The organism is Nostoc sp. 2RC (genome assembly GCF_014222165.1).
GTDB lineage: Bacteria > Cyanobacteriota > Cyanobacteriia > Cyanobacteriales > Nostocaceae > Nostoc > Nostoc linckia.
Genome location: NZ_JACKZU010000020.1, coordinates 19,906 through 41,083 on the forward strand (window position 1 = coordinate 19,906; position 21,178 = coordinate 41,083).

The following is a 21,178-nucleotide window of genomic DNA, read 5'->3' on the forward strand; positions in this document are numbered from 1 at the left end:
TTTTTAATTTAAAGTTTTTGCCGAAACTGTGTTCTTAGTTGTCTTTCATTCATCCGACTTTTAGCTCTGTTATGGCTTTCTTCTAAAGAAGATTCTTCACTTTTTTCTGGATTCAAGAACTTTACTAAAGAACTGATAGTAGGATGTTCAAATAAATCAGTTATGGATAAATCTTGATTAAAAAGTTGTCTCAGTTTGCTATGAATTTGCACAATGAGTAATGAATGTCCACCGAGTTCAAAGAAGTTATCATTAATACCAACTTTTTGCACATTCAGCGCCTCTTGCCAGATAATAGTGATCGCTTCTTCAATCTCTGTTTGAGGTGGCTGATAAGTTGCTTCTAATTCTGGGCGATAACCATCTGGTTCTGGTAAGGCACTGCGGTTCACCTTGCCATTTGGCATTAGTGGCAGCACTTTGAGAATCACGAAAGCCGAGGGCATCATATATTCCGGCAGTTTTTCTCTCACAAACCTGTGCATATTACTAACACTGGGTGTCTGTTTTTGCTTAGGAATAATATAGGCAATCAACCGCTTGTCTTCTCGCAGCAAAACCACAGCTTGTTGTACTTCTGGATGCTGACACAGCACCGTCTCAATCTCGGAGAGTTCAATCCGAAAGCCCCGGATTTTTACCTGATTATCTAGCCGTCCGATAAATTCAATGTTGCCATCAGGTAGGTAACGTGCTAAATCACCAGTTTTGTAAAGGCGATCGCATTTTGAATTTCCAAAGGTGTTGGCTATAAATCTCTCTGCGGTTAGTTCGGGCCGATTTAAATAACCCCGAACTAAAGAGGCTCCACCGATATACAATTCACCTGGCACACCAATGGGTACGGGTTGCAGCTGCTGATCTAACAGATAAATCTGTATATTCCCCAGTGGACGACCTAGTGGAACTGTTTTTGAATTATGACTAGCTTGGTTATTCTGAACGGCGAAGGTAGTAACACCTACGGTAGCTTCTGTTGGGCCGTAGTGATTGAAGATTAAGCAATCTGGTGCTTGCTGCTGAATCTGCTCGATTAAATCCCAAGTTGCAACTTCACCTCCCAGGATCAGTCTTTGGTGAGGCAGAATGGACTGGGATGGAGCGGATGCTAGGAGACTGGCAAGGTGGGAGGGGACAATTTTCAGACACTCGATGGAATGTTGGCGGTTGTATTCAGCTAAGGCTGCTGAGTCAGCAACTCGCTGGGAGGATATGATATGCAGAGTGCCACCTGTACAAAGAGAAGGAAAGATAACGGTGTTACCCAAGTCTGCGGCTAAGGTAGAAACACTAGCGAAATTAGCTGCTGTGGGTAGATTTAATCTTTCTGTGATGCTATTGAGGTAATTAACTAGTTGCTGGTGTTCAATGGCTACTCCCTTTGGTTTGCCAGTGGAACCAGAGGTAAATACTACATAGACTAAATTTTCAGTCGTTACCTCACTGCTGGGATTATCATCGTCGTACTGAGAAATGATGTTCCAATCAGTATCTAAATTAATCACCAATGACGCTTGAGCATCCTGCAACCGGAAATCAAGACTTTCCTTTGGTAATGTTGGATCTAGTGGTAAATATGCTCCACCAGCCTTGAGGATGCCCAAAAGTCCAATAATCATTTCGAGCGATCGCTCTACACACAGCCCAACTATAACTTCCGGCTTGACTCCCAATGTTTGCAAGTAACGAGCTAGTTGATTAGCTTTGCGGTTCAGCTCTGCGTATGTTAGTTGCTGGTCTTCAAAGACAAGGGCAATGTTGTTAGGTGTTTTTTCTACTTGTTCTTCAAAAATCTGATGTATACATTTGTCTTTTGGATAATCAATCTGCGTTTGATTAAACTCAACTAGTAATTGTTGGCGATCGCTTTTACTGATTATATCTAATTGACTAATTTTTTTATCTGGATTGTTCGTAGCATGATTTAATAAAGTTTGAAAATGTCCAGCTAAACGTTGAATACTATCAGGTGAAAAATAATTGACATCATAGTAAAATTCTGCATTTAAAGTTTCACCATGCTGAGTACAAGTGAGTTTAACTTTAAATGGCTCAATACAGCTATAGTATTTTTCTAGCGAAAATGACACACTATTCGCAAAATGTTTTTCTGGTAGTTGCTCAAACTCAAAACCAATAGGAAATACTAAATTGTTTTCATTCCCTACAGATTCAGGAGTGTAATAATCTTGCCATTCTGTGTTATTAGTTAGGGTGTTTTCGTTAAGTTTTAAGACTTCTTGGAAGCATAAGTCTGGTGTGAGTTGACTTTTAATGGGAATCCAGGTGGCAATCAGTCCCAGTACTTCATGGAGTTCTTCATACTCCCTGCGATCGCTAGCCATACCGATGATAATTTCTGACTCTCCAATGAGCCGCCAAATTAGGGTTTGCCAACAGGCTAGTAGAACTACAACCGTTGAAGTATTATGCTTTCTAGCTAGGGTTGCAGCCTTTGCTGTGACATCAGGTGCGATCGTCAATCGAAAAGAGTCAAGCTGGAATTCTGTTTGTTTTGCAGCTTGGCTTTCAAAAGGCAGTCTTAATATAGTTTGGGAAGGCAACTTTTGCTCTTGCCAATATTTATGAGCTATTTCCGCATTCTCATCTTCGAGCAATTGATTTTGCCATTCTGAGAATTGGAGGTATTGTACAACTTCTTCTGATACTATTTCACTTTGTAAGCAAGCAGAGTATGAATAGCTGATTTCAGCTACTAAGTTTTTGAGTGTCCAGGTATCAGCACAAAGGGAAGGTAAACTGATTATTAAAATATATTTGTGCAGTGACAGCGTTAGTAGAGATGCAGACAAGAGCGGATCTTGCTCAAAGTCGAAATTTTGGCGTCTCTGTTGTTGAAAAATAGCTTCAAATTTAGCTTCTTGTTCCTGTGGTTCACAATCACTCAGATTGATTTCGTGCCATACCAGAACACTACTATCTGCTATAACCATGACTGGAATTTTGATACCTGACAAGCGACGAAAACTTGTCCGAAGAATTCCATGTCGATTGATGACTTGTTGTAAAGCGGCTTTTAAAACCTCTGGGTTGAGATTGCCTTCAAGGAAAATAGCACATTGAGTACAATAAGTTGAATTATATTGCTGTAATAACCAAAGACGCTTTTGTAAAGGGGAAAGCTGAAATCCGCTAACAGTTTTAGTAGGCATAGACTTTATTTATAATATGTTCACTATCTTCAAATACAAATCATTTTATCTGTCGTTGTACCATCTTAATCTAAACATATATGTATTAACTTTTTGCTATTGCTAAGAATAATCTATTTTGTTCAGTTTATATTTAGTAAAATAGCTATTGAAGTTGGCAAGTTTCTATTCGCATATTTAGTAAGCAAGAATTTTCAAAAAAGTATTCTATTGCCTCATTAAATAATTTCTAAAAATCAATTTATTCTTTTGAATTAGCTGATATTCTTAAATAAGAATTACTAATAAATATGAAATTGGATCAATTTCAATATGTCTTGATTTCGTATTATTTGCTGAAAAGTCAGTTTAGGAGAAAATTTTATCACAAACAAAAGTGATTTTAACAAATATTTACAACCATATTAGAGAAAACCAATAGCAAATAGAGCATTGCCTAACCAGGGAAATTTTATCATTAATGGTATCAGATAACCAACTTTTGGACTATCTTGAATATAACTCGCAATCCATCACTTGACCCACAGATGATCCGTACTCTGTCCTGAAGAAATCCATAGTCCACTTGGTTGAAGCTTTCCAGTCTTTCATCGCGTCAGTGATAATCACAGGCTTTCCAACAGATGCATATTCTCGAACGAACTCATCATAAGAGAGGTTGCAGCGACGATCAATAGAAGAAATAGGCGTCCATATCAACTTACTTTTTTTCTTGCGCCACGTGAGGTACATGACTAAACTTATGACAGCAGTTAACGTAATTAGGGCAAAAATAAGTTCCATAATATTGGGGAAGAAAAAAGATGATTGTATAGTCATAATCAAATGCAATTAATTAGTGATTTTATAATTTGTGGTTGAAGAGATAATATTTTACTTCGCTAGTATAGTTTCTTCACTATCTTCAACTACAAATCATTTCCCCCATCGCCACTACAATCTTGCGTTGTCCTACATAAGGATAACGTCCGTGTGCAGCCAGCATATTATCTAGCATCAAAATATCTCCTTGCTGCCAAGAAAAGCTAGTTTCTGCCTGATGATAAACTTCATTAATTTCTGCAATAACTGAGTCTTCTATAGAAGTTCCATCACCATAATAAACATTACGTGGTAGCCTCTGTTCTCCAAATAAAGACAACAAAGATTCTCGAACTTCTACATCCAAATAGGCGATGTGATGTAACTGGATTTGATTGAAAAATACTCTGTCACTTGTTTTCGGATGTACCGCGATCGCTGGACGAATTTGGCGAGTTATTAAACTCTTATTATCATACCATTCACAAGTCACCCTAGCCTGACGACAGTAATTTTCTACTACAGATTTATCATTGGTATGGAAAAAGTCTTGCCAGCTTACATCTAAATCATCGGTGTAGTTGCGGACGTACATTAATTGTTTTTCAGCTAATCGTTCTCGCAACTGAGGATTGAGTATTTGGTAAGCTTGGCGACAGTCGATAATCGGCGTTTCTCCACCTTGTTGTGCTGGTTGTACACAGAAGAACCAAATTTTTAAAGGCCAGCAATGTAAGTGAGAACTTTCATTATGGAAGAGGATAGCTTTATCGGCTGGATAAGGAGTGGAACCATAAACTTTACTCCCTTCTACAGCACGAGGTAAATCGCCATATTCACTAAATAATTCTGGACAAATCCCTTGAGCAACGCTTTCAAATACCGAAACGGAATTTACATGAAAATTTCTAAATAGAATAGCTCCGTGTTTTAACAATTCTGTCTCTATAAATTTCCGATTCGTTTTAGCCCAATCTCCCAAATCAATCTCGTCAGTATCAGGCTGAATTACTAGAGGAAATGTTTGCCCAGTTTGCAGATAGGATGTCTTAATTAATTTTTCTGGTGATAGGGTGACAGCCTTGGGAGCAATACTAATAAATTTTTCTCGATTGAAAGCTTTCCGCTCTTGTTTTTGCATAGTTTGTTGCTTGTTTTCAGCTTCGGTCAGCATTTCTAGACTGTTGATTCGGGCATCAGGTTCGGAGATAATGCTATTGAGTAATGTCTTGAAATGATCTGTCATGCGAGTTATGATGCTGGTTTCAAAAAGGTCAGCATTGTATTGCCAGTTTCCGACGATACCTTGATCTGTTTCTGTCAGAAATAGTGCTAAATCAAACTTTGCTATTTCGTTTTTAACCTCCAATAAACTTAATGTCAGTCCTGGCAATTCTAATGGTGGCATCGGAGCATTCTGAAGGACAAATAACACCTGAAATAGTGAGGGTGTGTTGCTCAAATTCCGCTCTGGTTGCAATGCCTTCACTAATTGATCGAAGGGCAAATCTTGATGAGTGTATGCTCCTAATGCAACTTGGCGCACTCGTTTAAGTAACTCTCGAAAACTGGGGTTTCCAGCAAGATCAGTGCGTAAAACAAGTAGGTTGACAAAAAAACCAATTAATGGTTCAGTCTCAGGTTGGTTACGGTTAGCGACATCAGTACCTACAACGATGTCATCCTGATTTGTATAGCGTTGTAGCAACACTTGAAAACCTGCCAGCAGAGTCATGAACAAAGTGACACCCTCTTGACGCGAGAGTGCTTGAAGTGCTTTGAACTCTTTGGCGGGAATTAAAAAAGATGAAGTGTCACCTAGATTAGTTTTCACTTCTGCACGGGGACGAGTTGTAGGCAATTTCATTACAGGGAGATTACTTAATTGCTTCTTCCAATAGGCGAGTTGGGTTTCTAAAACATCACCTTGTAACCACTGTCGTTGCCACGCTGCAAAGTCTGCATACTGAATAGCCAATTCTGGAAGCGGGGAGGATTTTCCAGCAGAGAAGGCTTCATACAGTGCTACTAATTCCCGAACAAAGACGCCCATTGACCAGCCATCTGAAACAATATGGTGGATGGTGAACAATAGTATATACTCTTGTTCATGAATATGCAGGAGAGTGCATCTTAGTAATGGGCCTTGAACTAAGTCAAAGCAGCGTTGCGATTCTTCTATGATTAGTTGTTGAACAAGAGCTTCTCTTTGTGCTTCTGGCAATTCCCGCAAATCCACCACTGGTAGTCTAACTTTTAGGCTGGAAGCGATCACCTGAAAGGGTTGTCCATTTACCAGATGAAAGGTAGTGCGTAAAGCTTCATGGCGAGATACGATTTTAGCAAAAGCTTGTTCCAGCGCAGCCACATTCAACAAACCAACTAAGCGCACGGCAATTGGTATGCTATACATAGCGTTGCCTGGTTGTAATTGCTCCAGTAACCATAGTCTGGCTTGAGCGAAGGAAAGAGGCAGATTTTTGACTCTAGAGACGCGCCTAATGGTGGGAGGCTGTTGTCCCAATTCTGCTTCCATCGCTTCCTGGATACTTTTGGCTAATTCAACCACTGTCGGAGACTCAAATAAGCGATGTAGCGATAGATCGATCTCGAAAGCTTTATTTATGCGAGAAATTACTTGTGTCGCCAACAATGAATGCCCGCCTAACTCAAAGAAATTGTCATAAATACCTATTTGTTCGCGATTCAGAACTTGAACCCAAATGCCAGTTACCACTTCTTCAAATGGATTCTGAGGTGCGACAAAAACTTTTTCTAGGTGGGATCTACTAGTATCAGGTGCAGGTAGCGCTTTCCGGTCAACTTTGCCATTGGGTGTGAGTGGTAGCGCTTTTAGCATCACAAAAGCACTTGGCACCATGTAGTTTGGCAACTTCGACTCTAAAAAGTTGCGTAGCCCCGGTAATATTTGACGTTGTGAAATTTGCTCAGTTTGCAATTTCGTCGTCTCCTCGTCCGATCCCTGATGTTCTGGGTTCTGCACTAAATAAGCTACCAAGGACTTCCCTTCAGAGGAGTCTTCTCGAGCCATAACCACACTTTCTCGCACCTCTGGATATTGGTTAATTACTGCTTCAATTTCTAAGAGTTCAATGCGGAAACCACGGACTTTTACTTGGTGGTCAATGCGACTAATGTACTCTATTTCTCCATTAGGTAAATAGCGGGCTAAATCTCCAGTTTTATAAAGACGTGCAGCTTTTTTGCTAAAGGGATTGGGGATAAATTTTTCTGCTGTCAAATCAGGACGGTTTAAGTAACCTCGTGCCAGTCCATCTCCACCGATATGCAATTCGCCTGCTACACCTACAGGAACTAACTGAGTGTGTTGGTCGAGGATGTAAAATTGCGTATTCGTAATCGGATGGCTAATTGCTACAACCTTGCTGTCTCTTTCTACCTGAGATGCTGCCGACCAGATGGTGGTTTCTGTGGGGCCGTACATATTCCACAAAGAGGCACACCGATGCAATAATTGATTGGCTAGGTATTCGGGTAAAGCTTCTCCACCACAAAGAATTTTTAATTGTTCATTGCCACTCCAGCCTTCTGTTAGAAGCATTTGCCAAGTAGCAGGTGTGGCTTGCATGACTGTAGCTTTTGAGTCTTTCAATTTAGCTGACAACTGTGTTCCGTCTAAGGATACTTCCCGACTAGCGATTACTAAACGACCACCAACTATGATTGGCAGAAAAATTTCTAACGCCGCAATATCAAAGGAATATGTTGTGACTGCTAGTAAGGTATCTTCTTGGGTTAATCCTGGTCTTTGCCTCATGGAGTACAAAAAGTTGCTCAAAGCGCTGTGGGTAATTTGTACGCCTTTTGGTTTACCTGTTGAACCAGAAGTATAGATGACATAAACTACGTTGTCAGGAGTTAAGTCGGAGCATAAATTTTCCTTGCTCTGTTGTACGTTCGGCGCTCGTGCAGCATCTTCGTCTCGTTGGTATGGCTTCTCGTAAGTATTCTTCTGCCAATTTCTATCTAAACAAACAACTTTAGCTTTGTGTTGTGGCATTTCCTCCACAAGGGAGGCTTGAGTTAGGAGTACTGGCACTTGGGCGTCTTTGAGTATAAATGCTAATCGCTCGTGGGGATAACTAGGGTCTAAGGGGATGTATGCACCACCGGCTTTGAGGATGGCCAATAGTCCGATGACCATAGAGAGCGACCGCTCTACACAAATTCCCACCAATACTTCTGGTTTTACTCCTAGCGATCGCAAATAATGCCCTAATTGATTTGCTTTGGTGTTGAGTTCGCGGTAAGTTAGCTGTTTATCTCCAAATACGACTGCAACAGCATCAGGTGTGCGTTCTACTTGCGCTTCAAATAATTGATGAGTGCATAACTGATGGGGATACTCAACTTCTGTATCATTCCATTGCACTAATAATTGATGCCGCTCAGATTCACTCAACAGTGGTAACTCTGATAACCGCTGCTGTGGATTTGCAACAATTCCTGTAAGCAACGTTTGCAAATGACCCACCAGTCGCCAAATCGTGCTTTGCTCAAATAAATCAGTATTATATTCTAAACTGCCAACTAACCCCGACTCTGTTTCAATCATGTTTAGGGTCAAATCAAACTTGGCACTATCACTATTGCTGTGTAAATAAGTTAAGGTCAGATCGGGCAACTCTAAGGTAGAAATTGGTGCATTCTGAAGGACAAACATCACTTGAAATAGTGGTGTATGGCTTAAATCTCGTTGTGGTTGCAGTTGCTCAACTAACAATTCAAACGGCAAATCTTGATGAGTGTATGCTCCTAATGCTACTTCCCGCACTCGTTTGAGTAGCTCCTCAAAGCTGGGATTTCCTGCTAAGTTGGTTCTCAACACCAAAGTATTGACAAAAAATCCAATTAACCCTTCTATCTCTGCCCGGTTACGATTGGCAATGGGTGAACCAACTACGATATCTTCTTGCCCTGTGTAACGCCATAGCAGTGTTTGGAAAGCTGCTAACAGCGTCATAAATAAGGTACTTCCCTGCTGATGACTGAATTTATTCAGGGCTACAGAGAGTTCATCTGATAGCTCAAATGAGTAAGTTGCACCCCGGAATGTCTGAATTGCTGGTCTGGGATAGTCTGCGGGTAACTCTAATACTTTGGGTGTATTTTCTAACTGTTTTCGCCAATAGGATAGTTGCGATTGTAATACTTCTGCTTGCAGCCATTGTCGTTGCCAAGCGGCGAAGTCTACATATTGTATTGGTAGTTCAGTTAAGGGTGTGGGTTGCTGATTACAGAAGACTGGATAAAGTTTTGCCAACTCTTGCACTAGTACACCAATTGACCAAGCGTCAGAGACGATGTGGTGCATTGTTACTAGTACAATGTGTTCTTGTGCATCTAAACGTAATAGTTTTACCCTCAATAAGAGGTCACTGGTTAGATCAAAAGGTGTTTGTGCTTCTTGTACAGCCTGTTGTTTGACTGCAAATTCCAGCCGATCTGAAGTTAATTCACTCAGGTCGAGTAAAGGCAATACAAGCGATTTGGTTTCCTTGATAACAGCTATTGCTTGCCCTTCAACTGTCTGGAAATTGGTTCTCAATGCTTCATGACGGCGCAGAATTTCGTCGAAACTTTGTTGTAGTGCCTCAAAATTTAATTTTCCTTGTAGGCGAACATTAACAGGGATGTTGTAGAAGGGACTGTCTGGCTCTAATTGCGCTAGGAACCATAACCTCTGTTGAGCAAATGATAGGGGTAATTGTGGCGATCGCACTATCGGCTCAATCTTTGTTGTTACAATTCCTAAGTTTGCTTGGCTGGCTATTTCAATTTCTTTGGCTAATCCTGCGATTGTCGGTTTTTCAAATAAACAACGCAAAGGCAGTTCTATATGAAATACTTGCCGTATTTGGGATATTACGCAAGTGGCGATTAATGAATGTCCTCCCAGAGCAAAGAAATTCTCATGAATACTGATTTTGTTAAGTCCCAGTATTTCTGCCCAAATTCCTGCTAATAAATTCTCTATTGGCGTGGTAGGTGGAACATGATTGGATGATGATAGCTGCGTTAATTCTGGGGCTGGCAGTGCTTTCCGGTCAACTTTGCCATTGGGTGTTAGCGGTAGTGCTTCAAGGATGACAAAAGCCCCTGGTATCATATAATTTGGCAACTTTGACTCCAGGAAGCTACGTAGTTCTGAAATTACTAGTGTTTGCTCTTTTTGTGGAACTACATAAGCAACTAAACGTTTAGAATCTACAGAATTTTTCTCTACTACAGTTAGGCTTTCTCGGACTGGCGGATATTGGTTAATGACAAATTCAATTTCTCCCAACTCAATGCGGAAACCACGTATCTTAGACTGGTGGTCAATGCGACCAATGTATTCAATTTCTCCAGTTGGTAGATAGCGTGCTAAATCTCCTGTTTTGTACAGACGTACAGAGTGTTGAATACTAAAAGGGTGAGGGATAAATTTTTCTGCTGTCAAATCAGGACGGTTTAAGTAACCTCGTGCCAATTGGTGGCCACCTACGTATATTTCACCAGGTACACCTAGAGGAACAGGTTGCTTATTGGTATCTAGTATATGTATCTGGGTATTAGCAATTGGGCGACCAATTAAAACAGATGTTGTTTGGGGTGTCTGTGGGGTAATCTTGCCACAAGTAACATCCGCAGATACCTCCGATGAACCATATAGGTTTAACAAGGTACTATCCGGCAAACTCTGCCGAAATTGTACTAGGAGATCGGTAGATAGTGCTTCACCACTGCTAATCCATAACTTTAACTTGGGTAGCTGCAACTGTAAAAGATTGTATGTATTTAATAATATACGTAATAAGGAAGGCACAAGTACTAATCGGGTTACATTGTTGTTTGCAAGACTAGTTATAAATTGTTGTGGGTCTTTGACAACTTTCTCTGGCACAATTACTGTGGTTATTCCCTGAAGTAAAGGGCCAAAGATTTCCCAAACTGAATCTACAAAGTTTAAGGATGTCTTTTGACAACAAACCTCTTCTTCAGTGAAGGGATGAAATTTCCACATCCAATGAAACCGATTGACAGCACCTTGATGAAGACCAAGTACCCCCTTGGGTTTGCCTGTGGAGCCAGAGGTGTAAATTACATAAGCTAAATTATTAACTGTAGAAGTATTTATCAGGTTAGTTTCGCTTTCTTGAGCAATCTGATCCCAATGTGTGTCTAAGCAAACTATATGTGCTTTATGTGCTGGTAGTTGTTCAACTAAGTACTGCTGAGTTAGCAGAATTGGTAGTTGAGTATCAAACAACATATAAGCCAAGCGTTCTTTGGGATAATTAGGGTCTAAGGGTACATAAGCACCACCGGCTTTGAGGATAGCCAATAGTCCGATGACCATATCGAGCGATGCCTCCGGCAACATCTCTGACGATCGCTCCACACAAATCCCAACTAATATCTCTGGCTTCACTCCTAGCTTTCTTAAATAGTGCGCTAGTTGATTTGCTCTAGCATTCAGTTCGCAATAAGTTAGTTGTTTATCCTCAAATACTACTGCTACAGCATCAGGTGTGCGTTCTACTTGCGCTTCAAACAACTGATGAATACATTGTTGTTGAGGATATTCAACCTGAGTGTTATTCCACTCCACTAGCTGCTGATGTAACTCCTCAGCCGTTAATAGTGGTAAGTCAGATAATCTTGCTTGTGGATTTGCAACAATACCTTCTAGCAAATTACAAAAATGCTTTACTATCCGAGTAACTGTTTCAGCATCAAACAAATCGGTGTTATATTCCAAAAATCCCCGCAACTTTGGCTGTCCATCGACTAAGTACAGGCTTAAATCAAATTTAGCAGTATGACCGTGCGTCGGGAGCCAATTCAAAGTCAAACCAGGTAGTGTCAGTTCTTTTTGAGTGTCTTCTTGCCAAGCAAACATTACCTGAAACAAGGGCATCTGACTGAGATTTCTATCTGGATGAAGTTCTTCCACCAATTGCTCAAAAGGTATATCTGCATGAGCGTATGCACCCACGCATACCTCGCGCACTCTATTCAACAATTCTAAAAAACTTGGATTACCAGAAAGATGAGTCCGCAGCACCAGGGTATTGACAAAAAAACCAATTAGCCCTTGAATCTCGCTTTGATTGCGGTTAGCAATTGGAGAGCCAACGCAAATATCTTCTTGCCCTGTATAACGGTACAGTAAAGCTTGAAATGCTCCTAGTAGCGTCATAAACAAGGTTACTCCTTCCTGATTGCTCAGGGATCTGAGCATATCAGTTAAGCTTGCTGATAACTCAAAAGAAGCAACTGCGCCTCGGAAGCTTTGGACTGCTGGTCGTGGGCGATTTGTGGGCAAAGCTAAAGTTGAAACATCTGCCAATTGTTGCTTCCAATAATCAAGTTGCGTCTTTTGTAATTCCCCTTGTAACCACTGACGCTGCCAAATAGCAAAGTCTGCGTATTGAATAGAGATATCAGCCAGGGGAGATGCTTTGCCAGTGGAAAAGGCTTCATACAGTCTTGCTAATTCACGAATCAGCACTCCTATAGACCAACCATCAACAGCAATGTGGTGGATCGTGAATAGCAACAAGTATTCTTCGGCACCTGTTTGTAGCAGCATAACTCGCAGCAACGGGCCAGTCATTAAATCAAAAGGTTTTTTAGCTATCTCTGTTGTTAACCTCTCAACTTGTTCTTGTCGTTTTGCTTCTGACATCGAGAGCAAATTCACCAGTGGCAGCGTCACAGTTACAGCAGGATGAATAATTTGAATTGCTTCTTCCTCAAGCATCTCAAAAGTAGTACGTAACGCTTCATGGCGCTGCACAATCTCATTGAGACTTCGCTCTAACGCATCCATTTTAAGCGCACCTAACAACTGTACACACGCTAGTTCGCTGTAGTAAGGATTGTCGATATCTAACTGTTGAAGAAACCACAGGCGTTGTTGGGAAAAGGATAGGGGAGCAGGACTTATTTGAGCGCGTTTTGGAATAACGTTTAATTGAGAGCGAGAGTTAACTTCACCGCGCAATCGCTTTGTGAGAAGTTCCTGTTGAGCGAGTGAAAGCTTCGATCGCCGTTTTAAAATTTCATCTTTTCTTGTTTCCATAATCCCCCCTATCAAACTACGATAACTAGCAGTACCTTCTAATCCATAATTTTGACCTTGACATATTCAGGAATAGGCTGTATTCGCGTTAGATCGTTTTCTAAAATCTCCAAATCTCCATTTTTTTCAATTTCTTGAAAACCTGCAAACTTATAAGATATATACATCATTCGATTACGATTATTTGAAACAAACTCAGCCCGCAAACGAACATTATTATTCTTAGCCAATGTCATAATATGATTTAGCATAATTGTGCCGACACCTCTCGACATAACCCGACAAGACATCAGCAAAAGCTTCAGAGTCCATACGGACTCTGCACATTCTATAAGAGCTAGTCCAATTTTTCCATAACTACCATATTTATCTTCTAAACTAGCAATTAGTATTTTATGCCGATCGGATTGCCGGAAATGATTCAGTTCGTTATATGAATATGTATAACCAGTTGTATTTAATTGATTAGTTCTTAATGTTAACTCTTCAGCTCTTTGTAAATCATCTTCTTGAGCATCAGAGATAGTAAAAATCATATTAAGTGTAGCTAAAAATTCGTCTTGAGTACCAATAAATTCTTTTTCCGAATTATTTCGCTCAATATCACTAATATACATTAATCTTCTCAGCTTTGAATCTTCTGTAATAAAACGAGGATTCATTTCTGGTTTATCTAAGAGATCCGGTAAATCAGTTACATTAATACAATGTACTTCCGGAAGGAAAAAATTGACTTCTTCAAGTTCAAATAACTGGTCATCGATAAAAGCAAATACATCGATACCAATATTGAGCGACTTAGCAATTTCTTGAATAGAACTCGATTTTGAATTCCAATTGATTTGGGGATAGAGAAAATATTCGTGTAGCCCAAACTCCTGGATTTTTGCCATTGCTTTGGCATAGTCATTTTTGCTGGCAATAGACTGCAAAATACCTCGACTATCTAATGTTTTGATAATATCGATTATATCGGGGAACAGATAAACACAATCACCCTCTAACAAAACACCATCCCAAAGCGTGTTATCTAAATCCCAAACTACGCATTTGATAGTTTTTTTATCGACTTGTTTATCGCTTGAGATTTGAGTGTTTATGCTAATCATATTCTCACATCATTGCCAGTAAGTTTTGAGAATTAACAGTGGAAGCAGGTTTTGATATGTACTCCTGATAACCGTAATCAGCGATGGTAATCTGTTGTATTTGTGTACTTCCTTCAATGATTTCCATAATTTTTGCATCTCGAAAATATCTAGCAACCGAATATTCATTAGTACAACCATTAGCCCCGTGAATTTGTACGGCATCATTTGCGACTTTAGTTGCTGTTGTAGATGCAAAATATTTGGCGATTGAAGTCTCTGTGATGGAATTAGGATCGCCAATTTCTTTGAGATAGCCAGCTTGATAGCATAGTAATCTTGCTGCTTTCACATTGACTATCATCTCGGTAATCATTTGCCGAATTAATTGGTGTTCTTTCAAATAAACATCAAACTGTTTTCGTTCACTCGTGTAATGAATGCAGTCTTCTAGACAAGCTTGAGCAATACCTAGAGAACCCCATGCCACACTATATCTTCCATAATCTAATGCAGAAGAAGCTATATAGGAAAAGCCAAAACCCAATCTGCCTACCAGGTTTTCTTTAGGAATTCGACAATCTAGAAAGTTTAATTGAGCAAGCATTGAAGCTCGAACGCCTAATATCCCAGAAATAGGTTGTATTGAAAATCCTGGACTATTCTTTTCAACTAAAAAAGCAGAAGGTTTACCCGAACATTGGGCAAATACTAAAAATACATCTGCAATTTGCCCGTAGGTAATCCATTTTTTATTTCCATTTAAAACATAATAATCACCAGAGAGTGTTGCTGTGGTTTCTATACTTTTGGCATCGCTACCTACGTGAGGTTCACTTAATGCGAAAGCAGCTATAACTTCACCAGATGCTAATTTTGGCAGCCAATACTCTTTTTGAGACTTATTACCCCATCGACAAAGAGCATAAGAAACCATACTGTGAACTGTGAGCAAACTCCGTAAAGAAGAACATCCTCGTCCAACTTCTTCATTCAGAAGACCATAAGTGATGATATCCATACTTTTGCCACCAAATTCTTCAGGTAATACTGCACCCAAATATCCTTGATGAGCAAACTTTTCTATAACTTTTGAAGAGGTATACTCTTCTTGGTCGAAGGAATTTGCATGAGGTATAATTTCTTCGTTTACGAAACCTCTAAACTTAGATTTATCATCTTTTTGTTGAGATGTCAACTCAATTTTCATGATGATTACTTGTTTGGTAGAAAGGATGGTAATTTTTATATTGATTCATTTTTATGCGACTAAAGTTGTTTTGCGTTCAACTAAACGAGTCATAGAATTTATAGTTCTGAAGTTATCAAGTTCTAGGTCTTCATTGTCAATAGTAATTTGAAACGCTTGTTCGATAAATAAAACAAGTTGCATAGCAAACATGGAATTGACAAAACCAAGCGCAAAGATATCTTCATCTAACTGCAAATCATGATTTCGGAAAAATCGGGATAAAAATTGTCTAATTTTTACTTGTATTTCTGACATTTTTCAATTTGCCTTGATTTTCAGAATGGCTAAGGACTTTGTTTTAATATCCAATTTTAAATTGCTCCATTGTAAGTATAAAAACCTTGCCCACTTTTGCGACCAAACAACCCGGCATCTACCATTTTTTTCAGTAATTGACAGGGCCTATATTTGCTGTCGTTGAAACCTTCATACAAAACTTCGATAGAAAAAAGAATCGTATCCAATCCAATTAAGTCAGCAGTTTCTAGAGGGCCCATCTTGTGCCCAAAACAACTTTTAAAAATTCTATCTACTTCTTCCACTGAAGCAACTTGGTCTTGTAGCAAGAAAATTGCTTCATTAATCGTCAACATGAGAACTCGGTTAGAAACAAAACCTGGCGAATCATTGACGAGAATGCTTTCCTTACCCATCTGAGCCAGTAATTCTTTCGCTGTTGAGATTGTTTCATCAGATGTGTGATACCCGCGAATCATTTCAACCATCGGCTTCATGGGAACCGGGTTCATGAAATGCATACCAATCACTTTATCAGCACGCTTAGTTAATGAAGCAATGCGAGTAATGGGAATAGCAGATGTATTAGCTGCAAATATAGTTTTTTCTGGACAAATCGCATCAAGCTGTGCGTATACTCCCTTTTTAATATCCCACTTTTCGGTGACATTTTCAATCAGAAATTCTGTATCTTCAAAAAAATTATAGTTTGTAGAAAATTTAATTCTTTGAAGAGTGGTATCAGGATTGTCTACTTTTTCATTTTTATTGAAAAAACCTTGAAAACGGATATTATTTCCGATTTGTTTGTTAGCAGCTGACAAAATCTCTTCGGAAATATCTACTAAAATTACGTGATGACCAGTTTGGGCGAGGCTTTGGGCTAACCCAATTCCCATAACACCTGCTCCGACAACACCGACAGTTTGAATTTTCATAATCTTTATCCTGCAATGAACAACTTTTTTGATCTAGTTTGACAGTTGCATATCAGGAGTTTTGTTTATCTCCTCTGTTGAATTTACTTCGTTTTCAGATAATTGTTCTAACTCTTCGATGAGAATTTCTTCAATCACCAAAGCTAATTCATCAATAGTGGAAGCTTCAAAAAGAGAACGAACAGGTAGTTCTATCTGAAAAGTTTTGCGAAGCTGAGAAATAAGTACAGTTCCCGTCAGAGAGTCTCCTCCTAAAGCAAAAAAGCTGTCATGAATACCTACAGGTTCTATACCCAGTAACTCTTGAAAAACTTCAACTAGTTTTTGCTCTACATCATTACTAGGAGCAATGTATGCATTTTTTAAGTTCGGTCTAGAGTGACGACAAGATAAATTCGCTTTTTGAGCATTAGTTTTCTGTTGTAAAGGCTTTAATTTAATCCATTGGTCAATTCTAGATTGTAAATTACCAGTTGAGACAACTATTTGATGATATTGACTCCACACAAGAATCCGTTCAAGGGCATTTATACCTTCTAAAGGTTCGATGGCGAATTCAGCCAAAGCTGTATTAGCAGGTATTTGTGAAGTGCCTACTGCAAATCGCCACGCATCCCAGTTAATGCTCATCCAAGGAACAGGATTTATCTGATTGTGCTGGTAAGCAAAAGCATCCATGAATAGACTAGCTGCTGAGTAGATAACAGAGCCTAATCCTCCTAAAACTGAGGTTAAGGAAGACATTAATAGACAAAAATCAAGCTTTTGGGAATGCAAAACTTCTTCTAATACTAAGAGTCTTTGTATTTCTTGCTGAAGTTGCTGTTTACACTCTTTCAGGTCTATCTCTACGATAGGGCTAAATAACTTATTTGCGGGGATTTTTGTTGTGTGGAATACCCCATTTATTTGACTAAACTTGTTTTGTACTAAATTTACCACATCAGCGCTTTCGATTAAGATTTCTGCGCCCAATTTTTCTAGTTCTTGCACTTTGAAAATCTTGCGGCTGATGTTATTTTGATCCTTGTGAGTTTTCAGCCACTGTTCCCACTCCTGCCGATTGGGAAAATCTTCAGCTTCTAAAATCAGCAGCTTTGCCTGTAGTGTCTTTGCTAGATGTTCGGCTACTACAAGTCCTATGTCTTCCAGTCCACCTGTAATTAAGTAGACTCCTTTTTCTCTTAACCTGAGTGTATCCGAGACGTTTGCATCTAATTGGACAGACTCAAAGGTTTGCACCCAACGTTCAAAACCACGGTAAGCAATAACTGAGTCAGAGAAATTAGCTTTAAGTTCTGTCAGCAGTTGTTCTACAAATTTCTCTTCTTGCCAACTTCCTGGTGAGGGAATAGCAACATCAATGCTACGACATTTTATATTTGAATATTCTTGTGGGATGACTTTAACAAGTGCAAGGAGTGCTGCTTTTTCTGGGCAGAGATTTTCGACTCCGGTTACAGCTTGCATATTATTAGAGATAATTGCAAGCTGTAACTCATTTGTAAAATTCTGTTTTTCTAGCGCTTGTGTCAACAATAATAAACTTTGGAATCCTTCTGCTGCATTAGAATCTGCAAATTCTGACTGGGTTACACTCCACAGATGAATAATTCTTTGTGGGATTAAGTCTTGGGCACGAAGTTCTTTGAGTAGAGTATTGTAATCATCTTGTTGTTGCGGTGCTATTGTATATGCACGCTTACCTAGATGCTCTCTTGAAGATTCACTCGTAGTCTCAAATTGTTTTCCAACTCTGACGGTAATTACATCATGACCTTCAAGTTCTAGTCGCTGCACGATTTGAGCGCCTAACCCATACTCATCAACGAATATTAACCAGCGTTCTGCTTGTTTGACCTGACCGTTTGATTGTGGTGGTAGCGAACGTTTCCATGAAGGGATGTAGAACCAGTCAGCAATGTTGGACTTTTTGCCAAATGAAACTTCATACGTTTTGTCGGCTTCAAGTAATGCTGTAAATGCTGCTGGTGCTTTGGGCGTTGTTTGTGTAGTAGCCTGAGCGACAATTATGTGGTCTGTGAAAGGTGCGAATTCTGAGAAGGCTCTCACCTGCACAAAACCATGAGATTTGAGTTCTTGTTGCCACTGCTCTTTGGATAAAAAGGGATTGCACATGTTACGATCGCTTTCTAAATCCTCTATCGGATTCATCAGCAGCGCGTCAATAAACTCAAATTCCAAGCGTGGTTGAGTTGTTTCCCAAAAGAGAAGTAAACCTCCAGGAGCGAGTAAAGAGCGAATGCGCTCCAGAGTTTCTCCAATATTTCGAGCGACGTGCAACACTTGGAAAGCTACAATTACATCAAAGCTGTGACTTGAGTATCCTTGTTCTTGTAGCGATCGCTCAAGGTCTAGCAATTGGTATTCAATAAATGGATAATCGCTAAATTTCTTCTTAGCTGCATTCAAGAAGAAGCCTCCCACATCAGTGAAGGTATAATTTGTTTTCTCTGATGGCAATATAGGTAATAACTCTGCCGTGCCAGTACCAGTTCCAGCGCCAAGTTCCAGAATTCTGAGATTAACTTCAGGTGGTAGCACTTTTAACACTTGTTCTAAGCATACCCGCATGATGGAGTTGTAGTACTTATTTTCAGGCAATTGTTGGACTGAAAATTCTCCTGACTTTAATAAGGTGGAAACATGGAATTCTAATGGTTCTTTTTTACCAGTCAGCAGAACTACCATATTTTCGCCATACAGTTGCAGCAAATCTATTTGTTGCGGTGTGTCTGCCCATTTGGCTCTGACTTCTACCAAAAGCTGATTAACCAAGTCTGTTGATATTGGTAAAAAGTTACTAAACAGCTTTTGTTCTTCATGTAAATGACCTTGCTCTACCAATATTTCTAGCCATCGACTGAACAATTCTCTATAGGAAGGAATAATCTGACATTGGTCAAATAACTCTTCTAAAAAATACTTTTTATTAGGATTGCTAAAAACTCCTAAATGTGCTGTTGTAAGATTAATATAAGCAATACATAAACGATCTAAACACTCTCTTTTTTCTTGAGCAATTTGGTCGTCAAATTCCAAAGCTCCTGTACTAGCTTGGAGTTGACCAGCTTCTACTAAAGATTTCCAAAGCTCTGATGCTGTTAACTTGGGTTGGAAATTTATTTGTGCAGGTAATAATTTTTGTGGTTCAATCCAATATCTTTGTCGCTCAAAGGGATATGTTGGCAAGGGAAGGCGATATCGGCGTTCATGGGTATGAAATCCCGACCAATCTATCTTGATTCCCTCAAGCCACAGTTGTCCTAATATGTTGAGGATGAAAGCAATGTCAGATTGTCGCTCATAAGCATAGCGTAGCGAGGATAATATTACTTTGCGATCGCCAGGAACATTATCTAAGCATTGCATTGCTAAACTGCTTAATGCTTGTCCTGGCCCCACCTCTAAGAAAATTGGACTGTGTTTTGTCCACAACTGATTTACTCCATCAGCAAAACGCACGGGTTGGCATAGATGCTGTGTCCAATAGCTGGGATTTGTAGCTTGCTCTGCTGTAATCCAAGTTCCGGTAACGTTAGATATATAAGGAATTTGCGGTGGTTTGAGGCTGATAGTTTGCACTAGTTCGGTGAAAGAGTCAGCGATCGCCTCCATCATGTAAGAATGAAAGGCATGAGAAGTCTGCAATTTCCGACAGGCTAACCCCTTAGCGCTCAACTCACGTGCCAGTTCCTCTACAGCCTGTGTAGTTCCGGCAAGTACACACTGAAATGAGCCATTGACTGCTGATAAGCAAAGGTTTTTATTCAAGAAAGGTTGCACTTCTTCTTCTGTCAAGGGAACTGCTAGCATTGCTCCCCCTGGCAACTCTTGAATCATTTGCGCTCTTTTGGCAACAAGAGTAATCGCATCTTCTAGAGACAATACTCCGGCTATTGTTGCTGCGGTATATTCACCGATGCTGTAACCAATCATCGCTACTGGACGAATGCCCCAGGATATCCATAATTGAGCTAAAGCATACTCAATGGCAAACAATGCTGGCTGCGTGAGGTATGTTTGATTTAGTTTTTGGGCGGCAGGATCTAGTGATTGGCGATCGCGACCAAGCATTTGGCGTAAATCTATACCCGGTTTTTCTTTGGTTGTTTCGGTTATTGAATGGGAAGTAGGATAAATAACTTCTTTGAGATTAAGACCTAAAAGGGGTTCAAACAACGAGCAACAGCGATCGAGGTGTTCGCGAAAAGTTGGTTCAAACTGGTATAATTCAGAACCCATGTTGAGATAATGAGTTCCCAAACCAGTAAACATCAAGACTACTGGGCGCTCATTCATATCCTGAGTGCTAGTTAGGACTCGTTTGGGATTTTGGAAAGCTGCGATCGCATCTTCAATATCTTGACAAACAACTGTCCGCCGATGGCTCAAACCATGTCGCCCAACTTGCAATGTATAAGCGACATCTGCAAGGTTAAATTCTGGGTGCTGTTGCAGGTGATTAACCAAATTTGTAGTCGCCGTCTCCAAAGCAGAGTCAGTTTTAGCAGAAACTACCAGCAATTGATACTTTCTCCCCTGCTCCCCTGCTC

8 protein-coding genes are annotated in these 21,178 nt (G+C 39.8%); all 8 read right to left on the reverse strand.

Features of this window, described 5'->3' with window-relative positions; genetic code table 11:
- Positions 1–8: 8 nt before the first annotated feature.
- The 8 genes from GNE10_RS04235 to GNE10_RS04270 all read right to left on the reverse strand — a co-directional run bounded on the left by GNE10_RS04235 (position 9) and on the right by GNE10_RS04270 (position 21,149).
- On the reverse strand, positions 9–3,173 hold the full coding sequence (locus tag GNE10_RS04235; protein WP_185563796.1) for a non-ribosomal peptide synthetase: 3,165 nt from the start codon (positions 3,171–3,173) through the stop codon (positions 9–11).
- A 486-nt stretch (positions 3,174–3,659) separates the two neighbouring features.
- A complete protein-coding gene (locus GNE10_RS36470) occupies positions 3,660–3,992 on the reverse strand; it encodes a cupin-like domain-containing protein (protein WP_185563797.1) in 333 nt (110 codons plus the stop codon).
- Positions 3,993–4,077: 85 nt separating this feature from the next.
- The gene (locus tag GNE10_RS04245) at positions 4,078–13,086 is read right to left on the reverse strand and encodes a non-ribosomal peptide synthetase (protein ID WP_185563798.1); all 9,009 of its coding nucleotides are present in this window, start codon (positions 13,084–13,086) and stop codon (positions 4,078–4,080) included.
- 38 nt (positions 13,087–13,124) lie between these two features.
- Positions 13,125–14,195, reverse strand: coding sequence for an HAD family hydrolase (locus tag GNE10_RS04250; protein ID WP_185563799.1), 1,071 nt, complete (start codon positions 14,193–14,195; stop codon positions 13,125–13,127).
- A 4-nt stretch (positions 14,196–14,199) separates the two neighbouring features.
- A complete protein-coding gene (locus GNE10_RS04255) occupies positions 14,200–15,384 on the reverse strand; it encodes an acyl-CoA dehydrogenase family protein (protein WP_185563800.1) in 1,185 nt (394 codons plus the stop codon).
- Between the two features lie 51 nt (positions 15,385–15,435).
- On the reverse strand, positions 15,436–15,681 hold the full coding sequence (locus GNE10_RS04260) for an acyl carrier protein (RefSeq protein ID WP_185563801.1): 246 nt from the start codon (positions 15,679–15,681) through the stop codon (positions 15,436–15,438).
- 56 nt (positions 15,682–15,737) lie between these two features.
- Positions 15,738–16,601, reverse strand: a complete 864-nt coding sequence (locus GNE10_RS04265; RefSeq protein ID WP_185563802.1) for a 3-hydroxyacyl-CoA dehydrogenase family protein — start codon at positions 16,599–16,601, stop codon at positions 15,738–15,740.
- 33 nt (positions 16,602–16,634) lie between these two features.
- A complete protein-coding gene (locus tag GNE10_RS04270) occupies positions 16,635–21,149 on the reverse strand; it encodes an acyltransferase domain-containing protein (RefSeq protein ID WP_260446798.1) in 4,515 nt (1,504 codons plus the stop codon).
- Between the last annotated feature and the right edge of the window lie 29 nt (positions 21,150–21,178).

What these genes read in the sequence shown, in the direction of transcription:
- GNE10_RS04235 (WP_185563796.1), bottom strand. Translation starts at nt 3,173, where the DNA reads ATGCCTACTAAAACTGTTAGCGGATTTCAGCTTTCCCCTTTACAAAAG.
- GNE10_RS36470 (WP_185563797.1), bottom strand. Translation starts at nt 3,992, where the DNA reads ATGACTATACAATCATCTTTTTTCTTCCCCAATATTATGGAACTTATT.
- GNE10_RS04245 (WP_185563798.1), bottom strand. Translation starts at nt 13,086, where the DNA reads ATGGAAACAAGAAAAGATGAAATTTTAAAACGGCGATCGAAGCTTTCA.
- GNE10_RS04250 (WP_185563799.1), bottom strand. Translation starts at nt 14,195, where the DNA reads ATGATTAGCATAAACACTCAAATCTCAAGCGATAAACAAGTCGATAAA.
- GNE10_RS04255 (WP_185563800.1), bottom strand. Translation starts at nt 15,384, where the DNA reads ATGAAAATTGAGTTGACATCTCAACAAAAAGATGATAAATCTAAGTTT.
- GNE10_RS04260 (WP_185563801.1), bottom strand. Translation starts at nt 15,681, where the DNA reads ATGTCAGAAATACAAGTAAAAATTAGACAATTTTTATCCCGATTTTTC.
- GNE10_RS04265 (WP_185563802.1), bottom strand. Translation starts at nt 16,601, where the DNA reads ATGAAAATTCAAACTGTCGGTGTTGTCGGAGCAGGTGTTATGGGAATT.